Origin of the sequence: Pseudomonas sp. NFIX28 (genome assembly GCF_900107395.1) — a bacterium.
In the GTDB taxonomy this organism is placed as follows: domain Bacteria; phylum Pseudomonadota; class Gammaproteobacteria; order Pseudomonadales; family Pseudomonadaceae; genus Aquipseudomonas.
Genome location: NZ_FNPW01000011.1, coordinates 162,639 through 174,973, shown reverse-complemented (window position 1 = coordinate 174,973; position 12,335 = coordinate 162,639). Strand labels below are relative to the sequence as shown.

At 62.1% G+C, this 12,335-nt stretch carries 14 protein-coding genes; 11 read left to right on the top strand and 3 right to left on the bottom strand.

Going from position 1 to position 12,335, the window contains the following annotated elements:
- The first annotated feature begins 20 nt into the window (after window positions 1–20).
- From pnuC to BLV20_RS20980, 8 genes are all read left to right on the top strand, one after another.
- Window positions 21–587, top strand: a complete 567-nt coding sequence (pnuC, locus tag BLV20_RS21015; RefSeq protein ID WP_092304395.1) for a nicotinamide riboside transporter PnuC — start codon at window positions 21–23, stop codon at window positions 585–587.
- Window positions 584–1,108, top strand: coding sequence for an AAA family ATPase (locus BLV20_RS21010; RefSeq protein ID WP_092304394.1), 525 nt, complete (start codon window positions 584–586; stop codon window positions 1,106–1,108). The genes pnuC and BLV20_RS21010 overlap by 4 nt, the downstream gene beginning before the upstream one ends.
- Before the next feature lie 355 nt (window positions 1,109–1,463).
- Window positions 1,464–1,925, top strand: coding sequence for a hypothetical protein (locus BLV20_RS21005; protein ID WP_092304393.1), 462 nt, complete (start codon window positions 1,464–1,466; stop codon window positions 1,923–1,925).
- A 1-nt stretch (window position 1,926) separates the two neighbouring features.
- Window positions 1,927–2,514 carry an adhesin gene (locus BLV20_RS21000; protein WP_092304392.1) on the top strand — a complete coding sequence of 196 codons (588 nt, stop codon included), beginning with the start codon at window positions 1,927–1,929 and terminating at the stop codon, window positions 2,512–2,514.
- A 60-nt stretch (window positions 2,515–2,574) separates the two neighbouring features.
- Window positions 2,575–3,621, top strand: coding sequence for a heme utilization protein (locus BLV20_RS20995; protein ID WP_092304391.1), 1,047 nt, complete (start codon window positions 2,575–2,577; stop codon window positions 3,619–3,621).
- A gap of 63 nt (window positions 3,622–3,684) precedes the next feature.
- Window positions 3,685–4,365 (top strand): C39 family peptidase, encoded by a 681-nt coding sequence (locus tag BLV20_RS20990; protein WP_092304390.1) that lies wholly within the window; start codon window positions 3,685–3,687, stop codon window positions 4,363–4,365.
- A 43-nt stretch (window positions 4,366–4,408) separates the two neighbouring features.
- On the top strand, window positions 4,409–5,155 hold the full coding sequence (locus BLV20_RS20985; RefSeq protein WP_092304389.1) for a hypothetical protein: 747 nt from the start codon (window positions 4,409–4,411) through the stop codon (window positions 5,153–5,155).
- 45 nt (window positions 5,156–5,200) lie between these two features.
- Window positions 5,201–6,487: a transporter gene (locus BLV20_RS20980; protein WP_092304388.1), complete on the top strand. Its 1,287-nt coding sequence runs from the start codon at window positions 5,201–5,203 to the stop codon at window positions 6,485–6,487.
- Window positions 6,488–6,547: 60 nt separating this feature from the next.
- On the opposite strand, the gene BLV20_RS20975 is transcribed toward BLV20_RS20980, so the two are convergent.
- Window positions 6,548–7,873 (bottom strand): sigma-54 dependent transcriptional regulator, encoded by a 1,326-nt coding sequence (locus BLV20_RS20975; protein ID WP_092304387.1) that lies wholly within the window; start codon window positions 7,871–7,873, stop codon window positions 6,548–6,550.
- A 351-nt stretch (window positions 7,874–8,224) separates the two neighbouring features.
- On the opposite strand from BLV20_RS20975, the gene BLV20_RS20970 reads away from it, so the two are divergent.
- A complete protein-coding gene (locus BLV20_RS20970) occupies window positions 8,225–8,491 on the top strand; it encodes a hypothetical protein (protein WP_009048883.1) in 267 nt (88 codons plus the stop codon).
- Window positions 8,492–8,752: 261 nt separating this feature from the next.
- Here the strand turns inward: BLV20_RS20970 and paaX are convergent, their stop codons facing one another.
- Together paaX and paaY are read right to left on the bottom strand one after the other, a co-directional pair.
- The gene (gene paaX, locus BLV20_RS20965) at window positions 8,753–9,676 is read right to left on the bottom strand and encodes a phenylacetic acid degradation operon negative regulatory protein PaaX (protein WP_087091048.1); all 924 of its coding nucleotides are present in this window, start codon (window positions 9,674–9,676) and stop codon (window positions 8,753–8,755) included.
- A gap of 88 nt (window positions 9,677–9,764) precedes the next feature.
- The gene (gene paaY / locus BLV20_RS20960) at window positions 9,765–10,361 is read right to left on the bottom strand and encodes a phenylacetic acid degradation protein PaaY (RefSeq protein ID WP_092304386.1); all 597 of its coding nucleotides are present in this window, start codon (window positions 10,359–10,361) and stop codon (window positions 9,765–9,767) included.
- 357 nt (window positions 10,362–10,718) lie between these two features.
- On the opposite strand from paaY, the gene paaF reads away from it, so the two are divergent.
- Window positions 10,719–11,492, top strand: a complete 774-nt coding sequence (paaF, locus tag BLV20_RS20955) for a 2,3-dehydroadipyl-CoA hydratase PaaF (RefSeq protein ID WP_092304385.1) — start codon at window positions 10,719–10,721, stop codon at window positions 11,490–11,492.
- A 51-nt stretch (window positions 11,493–11,543) separates the two neighbouring features.
- The gene (gene paaG, locus BLV20_RS20950; RefSeq protein ID WP_092304384.1) at window positions 11,544–12,335 is read left to right on the top strand and encodes a 2-(1,2-epoxy-1,2-dihydrophenyl)acetyl-CoA isomerase PaaG; all 792 of its coding nucleotides are present in this window, start codon (window positions 11,544–11,546) and stop codon (window positions 12,333–12,335) included.

The following is a 12,335-nucleotide window of genomic DNA, read 5'->3' as shown; positions in this document are numbered from 1 at the left end:
TCCGCTTCCAGGTAGTTTCCATGTCCGGGCTTGAACTGTTCGCCGCTGTACTCGGCGTAATCGCCGTCTGGCTGACAGTCAGACAAAACCCTTGGTGCTGGCCGATCGGCCTGGTCATGGTGCTGCTGTACAGCTGGATCTTCTTCGAGGTGAAACTGTATTCGGACATGCTGCTGCAGGTGGTCTACGCCGTCCTGCAGCTATATGGCTGGTGGCAATGGACCCGCGGTGGCGCCAGCCACCAGGGGCGTCCGGTCAGCCAGCTGGCGCCGCGCCCGATGCTGTTCGGCCTGGGCCTGGGCGCCATCAGCAGCCTGCTGCTGGGAGCCGCCATGGCCCATTGGACCGATGCCGCGCAACCCTGGCTGGATGCCGCGCTGACCGGCTTCAGCCTGGTGGCGCAATGGTGGATGGCGCAGAAGCGCGTGCAATGCTGGCCGCTGTGGATTGCCGTCGACGTGATCTTTGTCGGCCTGTTCATCTACAAAGAGCTGTACCTGACGGCGGCGCTGTACGGGCTGTTCACCCTGCTGGCCGTGCAGGGCTGGCGCGCCTGGCGGGCCGACCCGGCGTTGCGCCCGGCATGAAGGTGCTGGTACTGACCGGCCCCGAGTCCAGCGGCAAGAGCTGGCTCAGCGGCCACTTGCAGGCGCACTTCGGTGGCATCCAGGTGGGCGAATACGTGCGTCATTTCATCGAGCAGAAACAACGCGACACCTGCCTGGCGGATATCCCCGAGATTGCCCTCGGCCAGCTGGCCTGGGAAGACCAGGCCCGTTCGCAACGCCCACGATTGCTGATTCTCGACACCCACCTGCTGAGCAATATGCTCTGGAGCCAGGCCCTGTTCGGCGCCTGCCCCGACTGGCTCGAGCCGGCATTGCTGGAGCGTCGCTACGACCTGCACCTGCTGCTGTCACCGGAGGATGTCGGCTGGAGCGACGACGGCCAGCGCTGCCAACCCGAGCTGAGCGAACGCCTGGCATTCTTCAAGGCCACCGGTGACTGGCTATCGCGCCACAACCAGCCCTTCGAGGTGATTCGCGGCGACTGGGAGGCTCGCCGGCAACGGGCGTTCGAGCTGGTCGAGCGGTTGCTCCAGGGCTAGCCGAAGGCTGCCCGTCCCGCCGTTTTTCCTGCGCCGCTGGCGCCGATGCATGCTCACCGCTGAAACACCGGCCAATGTGTAAAAGCACTGAATCAAAAGGCTTTTCAACGCGCGCCGGGCAACTGTTAAGCCCCTGAAACAGGCCACCCTGAAGCTTGGATCCAGCCTGCTCCCCTTGACAATGGCGGGCCGCGCGAAGCCCTCGTCGTCTCATTGCTGAAACAGCAGTGCCCTGCCCCCGCCCGGGAATGCTCATAACCTGTTGAATTACTGAAACAATCAAAAAAGCGGCACAGCTTCTGCTCTCTCCTTCGCAACGCTGACCAGGACCAGTGATCGAAGAAGGAATGCTGCCGTGGGCAATATCAATTCAGCTCTGAGCCATTTGCTGCTGATCGCTTGTGCGCTCGGCTCGCTGCTCAGCCTCCCGGCCCAGGCCGCCGGCGACATCCGGGATGGCAGGATCGTTCTGGACCGCGAGGTCCAACCGCGCCCTGTCGGCCGTCCGCCGTTGCACCCCGACCCCTACCCGACCACCGTCAATGCCAACCCTTCGGCCCGGGTCAATCAGATGACCAGCAACACCGAGTTGAGCGACGGAGACTTCGCCGGGGTCAGCAGCGGCTCCACGATCAGCCGCGACATCATGCCCAACGGCGTGAACCTGCAGGGGATGAACAGCGTCACCAACCCCAACGGCATGACCGGCATGAGTGCCGGCCACGGCGGCGGCAGCGGTGGCGCCATCTCCAACACCATCAACCGTTCCCTGAGTTCAGGCCTGGCGCCGTTGGGCCGGCTGTCCGGAGGCCAATGAGATGAGCCGCACACTCGCATTGCTTGCCCTGCTAGCCCTCCTTGGCTGGGCGCCCGCGATGGCCGACCCGGGCACCCAGGTGGTGGACAGCGCCGCCATCCACAACTCCGGCGCCCGCTACAACGGCAACTTCAACGTCAACCAGGCCGCCGGCGACCAGCAACAACAAACCAATACGCGCGCCATCGCCATCGGCACCGACGCTTCCGCCACCACGGTGGTCCGGCAGAGGCTCGGTACGCCGGCCAGCGGCGCGATCGATGCCAGCAGCAACATCGGCGGCAACGCTTTCAGCAACGGCAACGGGGTCCTGGGCGTGAACCAGGGGGCCGGTGCCAACAACCAAATGGTCAATGCCATGCGGGTGAGCATCAGTGCCCAGCCGCAAAGTATCGATGACAGCGTCCTGTCCCAGCAGAACGTGGCGCTGTTACCAGGCTCGGGAGCAACTGACGCTTCTAAAGGCAGCCGCCAGGTCGTTACCAGCGACCAGGCCTTCACCGGCAGCCGGGGAGTGATTCAGGTGAACCAGAGTGCCGGGGTGGGGAACCGAATGGCTAACACCCTGAGCATACGGGTCGCTGACTGACCCGCAGCAACGCGCTTAGAAAGTACCGACACTCAACCAGCTTAAGCACGGAGAAACACCATGAAACCCACAATGGCTCTTAAACCACTGGTTTTTGCGCTCGCTGCAGTCATGGCAATGGCTGCCCAGGCAACTGATGACAACCACGGCAACGGTAACGGCAATGGCCACGGCAATGGTCATGGCCATCACGGAGGCCACGGCGGTCACGGTGGCCACGGCGGCAACGGCGGCCAAGACCTCAACACCAAGCTGCAACTCACCGCCGGTGCCGTGGCCAACGTGACCGATGAGCAGTACAGCTCGGGCAACAGCGTCAGCAACCGCGGCACCCACAACAACGCCGACGCCAGCGACTCAATGAACAATTCCAACGGCAACATGGGCGCCAACGTGGCTGCCGGCGACGGCAACCAGCAAGACAACGCCGTCGCCCTGGCCACCGCCGATGAAAGCTTCATCTTTGGCAGCGCGGTAGCCACTTCCAGCGCGACCCAGACCAACACCAACAACACGGTGAAAAACTGGTCCACGCAAAACAGCGCAACACTCGACAATGCAGGCAACAGCGGCTCCGGCAACATCGGCATCAACGTCACCGCCGGCGACTTCAACCAACAGAAAAACAACCTGGCAATCGCCGTATCCGGCGGACGCGTAGCGACCGCGTCAGCTTCGGCGAACCAGACTTCCACTGGCCTGGACGTGGACAACAAGGGTGTGCGTACCTACAAAACAGACACCCTCTCTGGCCAGTTCCAGGCCAGCGGCACTTATAAAGGCACCGGCTACGGCAAGATTCAGGATGACAATGGTCATCATGGCGGTGGCCATTATGGCGACGATGATCGTCGCGGCGGCGGCGATCACGATAGTGGCAATCAGAAGTTCACCTTCAAGGAACAAGGGACGGTAGAACTTTCCGGCTACTGGACCAAGCAAGTGCTGACCAAAGACGGCTGGAAAAACCCTGTGATCAACAACGCGTCGATGTCTGGCTCGATGAACGGCTTCTCCGGCAACGGCGGTGCCAACGTCTCGGCTGGCGTCGGCAACCAACAAAGCAACTCGCTGTCCATCGCTGCCGGCTGCAGAGCCTGCCTGTAACCGCGATCGTAACGAAAGCCCCGGAAACGGGGCTTTTCCACCGTCCCACAAGGCCTATCGATCATGCGAACTGCAACCTTCTGCCTCCTGCTCTGCCTGGCGGGCCTGACCCAGGCCGCACAGATGCCGGTGGCCGTGCTGCCCGGCGCAAACCTGGTCTACAAGCCGGTGCAAAGCATCCGGGAGCGCAAGTTCGCCGACCTGGTCGAACAGAAAACCGACTTCAGCTGCGGCGCCGCCGCACTGGCGACGGTGCTGCGCCAGGCCTACTGGCTCGACGTCGATGAAGAGCTCGTCATCAAAGGCATGCTGGCCACGGCCGACCAGGATCTGGTCCGCACCCAGGGTTTCTCCATGCTGGACATGAAGCGCTACATAGAAAGTATCGGCATGCGCGCCCGGGGCTACCGGATACCGCCCGAAAAGCTCGAGGCGGTGACCATTCCGGTGGTGGTACTGATGGACATTCGCGGCTACAAGCACTTCGTGGTCATGCAGCGGGCACAGAAAGACTGGGTTTATATCGGCGACCCCGTCCTCGGCCATAAACGCTACTCCCACGAAGACTTTGTCAAAGGTTGGAACGGTATCGTCTTCGCCATCATCGGCCCCGGCTACGACAAGGCCAACGCCTTGCTCAGCCCGCCAAACCCGCTGACCGCGAAGAACCAGCTGGACACCTTCAACCCGGTCAAAGACGCAGAACTGATGGAATTCGGTTTCATTCAGAGCGACTTCTTCTAGGGTCGCAAAAGGATAAAGGGGCAGGACGCTCCGGGAGCAGCAGATGAAAAGCCCTTACTGGCGGGCCGCCGCCTGCCTGGTAGCAAGCATTCCTGCGTACGCCAACGCAGGGTTCACGCCTATAGAAATCAAGGACCAGGAACTCGCCGAGCTCCGCGGGCGCTACGTCATGCCCGGGCGGATCATCAGCTTCGGCATTGTCATGAGCAGCACCTGGCGCAACGCCTCGGGCGATCTGATCGGGGCCACGACCTCGATGCAGATCCAGCAATCGACGGTGAAACCGGAATTCTATGTCTCGACGATCCAGGAAACCGGCAACGGCTCGACGCCCACCCAGGGCTCGGGCAACGTGATCGGCGGCGCGGGCCTGGCCACCACGCAGGGGGTCACCCAAAGCGTGCGCGCGGCAGGCGACGGCAATACCGCCTATAACAACGTTTCCATCGATGTCCGGGAAGCCAGCCATGCTCCGGCACTGAAGCCGGCCCAAGGCCAGCTGTTGATGAACGGCCAGACCATCACCGGCAGCAACGCTGCGGGCAGCGTGGCCGTGTCCGCCACCGGCGGCGGCATCCAGATGGCCATCCAGGCCAACAACAACCAGGGTTCGGCGCAACAACAAGTGGCCCAGGGCGGCTTGCTGCAAAACACCCGCCTGATGGGCAGCAGCAACATGGTCAGCAACCTGACCCAGCTGAACGTGGTGCTCAACAACAACGGCCCGAGTGCCGGCGCTCTGGACTGCAACCTGACCCAGCTCAAGGGCCTACGCAACCTGGGATATTGAACTACGCTGACTCTCGATCATTAGGCTTGAAGGGATGGCTTATTCATGTATCGATCAGTTTCCCTGCGTGCGCTTGTGTGTTTGAGCACCCTCTTGCCGGCGACCCTGCTGCACGCAGCCTCGGACGCCGACCTGGAGGCCCTGAAACAGGAATTACTGGAGCTTAAGCAACGTTACGAAGTGCAGCAGAAGGCCCTGGCGGTATTGGAGCAACGGGTACGCCAGGTCGAGGAACAACCGGCGGAGCCACCTCCCAAGCGCCTGGCCAAATCGCCGGCCGACATGCGTGGCAACCAGCAGGTGGCGGGGGCCACGACCAAGGGCCCGACGGTCGGCAGTTCCTACGGGGAATCGCTCAGGGACGACTCGCAACCAGCGCAGAGTGTGTCCAACCTGTATGACGAGGCCAGTGGCTTCTTCGGTGGCGGCAAGTTCAGCGTCGAGACCGGCCTGACCTACTCCCGCTACGACACCCGGCAGCTGATTCTCAATGGTTTCCTGGCCCTGGACTCGATCTTCCTCGGCAACATCAACCTGGACCGGATCAAGGCCGACAACTGGACCCTGGACCTCACGGGGCGCTACAACCTGGACAATCGCTGGCAGTTCGACATTAACGTGCCGGTGATCTACCGCGAGTCGACCTACCAGTCCGGCGGCGCCCAGAACGGCGCGGCGGGGGTCACCAGCGAAAAAACCGTGTCCAACGATCCGACCCTTGGCGACGTGAACTTCGGCATCGCCTACAAATTCCTCGACGAGTCGGTCAATACCCCGGATGCGGTGCTGACCTTGCGCGTCAAGGCGCCGACCGGCGAAGAACCCTTCGGCATCAAGCTGCGCCAGGTCCAGGACAACACCAACCTGTTCGTCCCGGAAGACCTGCCGACCGGCAACGGTGTCTGGTCCATCACCCCGGGCATCTCGCTGGTCAAGACCTTCGACCCCGCCGTGCTGTTCGGCACCCTCTCCTACACCCACAACCTGGAAGAGTCGTTCGACGACATCAGCTCCACGGTCAACCAGAAGACCCCGGGCAAGGTCAAGCTCGGCGACAGCTTCCAGATCGGCATGGGCATCGCCTTCGCCCTGAACGAGAAGATGAGTATGTCGTTCTCGTTCTCGGACCTGGTCCAGCGCAAGAGCAAGCTCAAGGAAGACGGCGGCGACTGGCAATCCGTGGTGTCCAGCGATGCCAACGCCGGCTATTTCAACGTCGGCATGACCGTCGCGGCCACCGACAACCTGACCATAGTGCCCAACCTGTCCATCGGACTGACCGACGATGCGCCCGACTTCACCTTCAGCCTGAAATTCCCTTACTACTTCTAAGGGGTATAAAAAAGGCCCGCTGCGAGATCGCCTCGCAGCGGGCCTTTTCGTTGCACCGCCCTAGCGGATCTGATGCTTGTGCAGCAATCGGTAGAACGTCGGGCGCGATACGCCCAGCACCCTGGCCGCGACACTGAGGTTGTCGCTGTGCCGGTTCAAGACATCGCACAAGGCCTGGCGCTCGGCCCGATGCTTGTAGTCCTCCAGCGTGCCCATGGGCGCAATGCACGCCTGCGGGCTGAGCAGGCCCAGGTCCCGGGCCTCGATCTGCCTGCCTTCGGCCAGCACCAGGCCGCGTCGCACCCGGTTGGCCAGCTCGCGGACATTGCCCGGCCAATCGTGCTTGCCCATGGCCACCAGCGCGTCTTCGCTGAAGCTGCGCGGACGGCGCCCGGTTTCCTGGCTATAGAAATGGGCAAAATGGTTGGCCAGCATGCCGATATCGCCATGCCGTTCGCGCAACGGCGCCGTGACCACCTGCAACACGTTCAGGCGGTAATACAGGTCTTCGCGAAAACGCCCCTTGTCGATCGCCGCCTCAAGGTCCACGTGGGTCGCCGCCAGCACCCGCACATCCACCGGTATCGGCTGGCTGCCGCCCACGCGCTCAATGTGTTTTTCCTGCAAGAAACGCAGCAGGTTGGCCTGCAGCTCCAGCGGCAAGTCGCCGATTTCATCGAGAAACAAGGTGCCGCAATGAGCGGCCTCGATTCGCCCGACCTTGCGTTGGTGGGCGCCGGTGAACGCGCCCTTTTCATGGCCGAACAGCTCGGACTGGATCAGGTGCTCGGGGATCGCCCCGCAATTGATCGGCACAAAGGGTTTGCTGTGGCGCTGCGACTGTCGATGCAGGGTCCGGGCCACCAACTCCTTGCCGGTACCGCTTTCGCCGCGAATCAACACCGGCGACTCGGTGGGCGCCAGTTTGCTCAGCAGCTTGCGCAAATCGCGGATCGGCCGGCTGTCGCCCAGCAGCTCATGCCCGGGCTGATGAATATGGACGTGCCCCTGGCCGCGCAGGCGAGCCATGCCGAATGCCCGTCCGAGGGTCACCTGGACCCGCGAGACATCGAACGGCAGGGTATGAAAGTCGAAAAACCATTCACAAACAAAATCGCCGGCCTGGTGCAGGCGCAGCACATCGGGGCTGAGCACCGCGATCCACTCGGTGCCGCTGCGGCTGATCAGATCCTTGACCGCTTCCGGTCGCTCCAGGTGAAAGGCGCGCAAGCGCAGCAGGCCGACGTCGCAATTGCGATCCACGGCGGATTCCAGGTCACAACTGTCGACATCCCAACCCACCAGGCGCAATCCAGGCAGTAGACGATGACAGGCATCACAGGGGTCGACCACTAAGAGGCGGCGTTGGGCGGTCGCTTCAAGCATGACTGTTCCTTGGCGCCAAAAAGAGGAAAAGTTAGTAGAAACAGTAGTTTGGCAAACCTGGCTGTAACATTAGCAATTACTTGACGCTGCCTTGTATCGTTTGTTTATAGCGCCAATCACCATTTGGACTAACCGTTAGATGGATCCACGCGCCTGGTTTATTTCCTTGCGCCAATCTTTCATTCAGCTTTCAAAAGAAGGCTCTGCATCGCGGCTGTGAACAAAAGTTGTAAATTCTGGTCTTTCTATGTGACCTGATCCCCGGTTCGAGACATCAGTACAAGTAACCAGCCGAACGGTAAGCCCAACCGACGGCACATCATTTGATTGGGCACATAGAGAGAAGACCCCATGAACGCCCCGCTCCGTATCAACGAAGCACTTTTGATCGCCGACCGCGCATTCCAGCCATTCCAATGCGTCGCCTGGGCCCCACAAGACGGCAACGGCGAACTGAGCCTGACCGTCATCGACCGCACCAATACCCGCATTGGCCGCAAACAGATTCCAAGCAGCGCGTACTCCGACCCGGCGCAACTGGAAGACCTGCTGAAACAGGCCCGCGCCGAACTGAGCCAGGAAGGTTACAAACTGCAATCCTGGGCCATGCCAGAGTAAAAACACGAACGCAGATCACCTTCGGGTGATCTGCGTTATTTTGTCGCAGTTGATATAGCCACACATTAGCCAGTTTGCAGAAAGTTCAACTTTCGCTGTCTGACTTGCCTTTCCCGCCTGCTTCAAGGCGTGTCTTCCGATATTCGTTAAAACCTCTTTATTGCAGCCTTAGTCCGTGCCTGACATGGAGCTTTAGTTTCTGCACATCAGGCATCCCCGACGCCGAGTTGTTGCTGAACAAGGGCTGCGTCTTGAAACGCCTTACTTCAAACCGCCAAAACGCCGATAGAAACTTTCGCCCACGTCAGGCAGCGGACCGTCGGCGTTTTCCAGAGCGTCGTTGAGCCATTCCTCGGCCTTGGCGTAGATCAGGCGATAGATGTTGCGGCAGAGCTGGCGCGCCGCCCGGCCTTCCCAATCGCCAGGGAGCAGTTCGTCCGGCAGTTGCGGATCGCGCAACAGCAGTTTGCGGTACTCATGAATCAGCAGCAGGCGCGCCAGGAAACAATCGGCCGGTTGCAGCTGCTCCTGCTCGCGCAGCGCTTGCCATAGCGGCCGGAACAGCTGGATGAACTCACTGTAGTGAGCCGCCAACTCATCGATGTTCCAACTTTCGCGCACCTGCAGACGTAGCGCCTTGGAGGCCAGCACATCCTGGGCAGTGGTCTCGAACACAATGGTGTCTTCCTGGGCGCCAAGGTCCACCAGGGTCGCGTTGATGTCCGCCCGATCGCTGCGGGGACAAGCCAGCACCACCGGCGAAATCGCGCCAAAACCTTGCCACTCCAGCTCTTCGCGCACCTGCTTGCGCTTGTCCTGGCCGAGCTGCGACAGCATGACCAGGCACCAGGAGCCGTCCCAGGCCGGCACGCTGGCGTTGTAGACCCGCTTGAAGGCCTTGTCGAAACGCCGACGCCCGGTACCGGTCAGGCTGTAATAACTGCGGCGCCCGACTTTCTCGGCGCTCAGCCAGCCTTCCTTGGTCAGCCGAAAGATCGAGGTGCGGATTAGCCGCTCGTTAATGCCGATGGGTTCGAGCAACTGGATCAGGCTGCCCAGCCATACCGTCCCGCCATGGGGCTCGATGGCATCGCCGTACAGAGTAATGATCAGGGAGCTGGCGCGGATCGGCGTTTGCTCCTGGAAGCGGGTCACGAGGTGATTCAGGGGTGCTAGGGACGACATGGGCGTACCGGACAAAAAGGAAGAAATATACCGGGTTTCACCGGCTTGGAGTGGCGTGGACCGCGCGATCCACTGTGCCTTGGCTGTTTCACTGGCCGGTATTTTTCGGGCGCAGGCCGCTGTCAGTGATACGTGGGCGGTTGGCTTCGGGCTCCGCAAGCGGCTCGCAGACCTGCATCTGCTCCAGGCAGCGCCTGGCCAGCTGCTGATATTCCCGGGTGCCGGCCTGCTTCCAGTGCAGCTCTTCGTCGCTGAGGCGGCGTTTGACGCTGGCAGGGGCGCCCATGATCAGCGACTGCTCCTCACACTGAAAGCCGGCCTTGACGAAGGCCGCCGCGGACACGAAGCAGCGTGGCGCGATGCGGGCGTTGTCCATCACCACGGCGTTCATCCCCACCAGCGCATCGGCGCCGATCCGGCAGCCGTGCAGCACCGCGCCGTGGCCGATATGGCCGTTGCGCTCGACCACCGTATCGCTGTCGGGAAAACCGTGCATCACACAGGTGTCCTGCAGGTTGGCGCCCTCCTCCAGCACGATCCGCCCGAAATCGCCGCGCAGGCTGGCCAGCGGGCCGATGTAGCAGTGAGCACCGACTATCACGTCGCCGATCAGCACGGCGGACGGATGCACATAAGCACTGGGATGGACCACCGGGGTCAGGCCGTCGAGGCTGTAGCAAGTCATGAGGTACTCCTTGGCTAGGGCGGTAAGTCGACACATTGCGCAAAGCGATGCCGATCATGATTTATTTTGTATCACATCAAGCTTAAACGAAAAAGCGGAAAGTTAGTATCACGTCCCAACTCAGAGAAAGCCGACAGAATACGGAAACAACCCCAGTAACACCAAGAAAAGCAGGACCTTATAGACCCTCTCCGCCCTGACACGACAGATCAAAAACCCAACATAAAGACACACTAATGATATTTTTACGTTGCATTTGTGTATCGTATTGGCGATATACTCGGCGAAAACCGGCTCCCCAGCCGATCCAATAATGACCCGGCCCCGCGCCGAGCGTGCACCCCGAGGGCATCCGCCATGCCTCAAACCCTTGCTGTCGAAAGCCTCGATGGCGGCGTTCGACTGATTACCCTGCAACGCCCCGCCGCCCTGAATGCCCTGACCACCCAATTGCTCGGCGAACTGGCAGCCGCCCTGGACGCCGCCCAGGCCGATAACGAGACCCAGGCCGTGGTGCTGACCGGCAGCCGCAAGGCATTCGCCGCCGGCGCCGACATCAATGAAATGGCCGAGCGCGACCTCACCGGCATCCTCAACGACCCCCGCCAGGCTTCCTGGCAGCGGATCACCGGCTTCAGCAAACCATTGATAGCCGCGGTCAACGGCTTCGCCCTCGGCGGCGGCTGCGAGCTGGCCATGCACGCCGACATCCTGATCGCCGGCGAGGACGCACGCTTCGGCCAACCGGAAATCAACCTCGGGATCATGCCCGGCGCCGGCGGTACCCAGCGCCTGCTGCGGGCAGTCGGCAAATCCCTGGCCATGCAGATGGTCCTCGGCGGCGAGTCGATCGATGCCCGCCATGCCTTGCGCGCCGGCCTGGTCAGCGAGGTCACCCAGCCGGAACTCACGGTCGAGCGCGCCCTGCAACTGGCGCGGCTGATCGCCGGCAAGGCGCCGCTGGCCTTGCGGCTGGCCAAGGAGGCACTGCTCAAGGCGCTGGACACCGACCTCGCCAGCGGCCTGCGTTTCGAGCGCCATGCCTTCACGGTGCTGGCCGGCACCCGCGACCGCGAAGAAGGCATCCGCGCCTTCCAGGAAAAACGCCGGCCCAGCTTCACCGGGCACTAGGCCGGCATACGGACCAACGACTCACACGACCTGTCAGAGAGCGCCAGAACCATGAACTTCGAACACATCCTGTTTTCCGTCGAGGCAGGCGTCGCCCTCCTCAGCCTGAACCGCCCCGAGCAGCTCAACAGCTTCAACACGCAGATGCATGGCGAGGTCCGCGAAGCGCTCAAGCAACTGCGCGCCCATCCCGAGGCCCGGGTGCTGTTGTTGACCGGCGAAGGCCGTGGCTTCTGCGCCGGCCAGGACCTGAGCGACCGCAACGTGGCTCCCGGCGCAGAGGTACCGGACCTGGGCGAGTCCATCGAGCGCTTCTACAACCCGCTGATCCGCCAGTTGCGCGACCTGCCGCTGCCGGTGATCTGCGCGGTGAACGGCGTGGCCGCCGGGGCCGGGGCCAACATTCCCTTGGCCTGCGATCTGGTACTGGCCGGTCGCTCGGCAAGTTTTATCCAGGCGTTCTGCAAGATCGGCCTGATCCCCGATTCCGGCGGCACCTGGACCTTGCCGCGCCTGGTCGGCATGGCGCGGGCCAAGGCCCTGGCCCTGCTGGGCAATCGTCTGACGGCCGAACAGGCCGAGCAATGGGGCCTGATCTATCGCTGCGTCGAAGATACCGAGCTGCGTGACGAGGCCCTCAAGCTCGCGCGCCACCTGGCCACCCAGCCGACCTACGGCCTGGCGCTGATCAAGCGCAGCCTCAACGCCAGCCTGAACAACAGCTTCGACGAACAGCTGGAACTGGAAAAAGACCTGCAACGCCTGGCCGGGCGCAGCGAGGACTACCGCGAAGGCGTGAGTGCCTTCATGGACAAACGCACACCGACCTTCAAGGGACGCTGA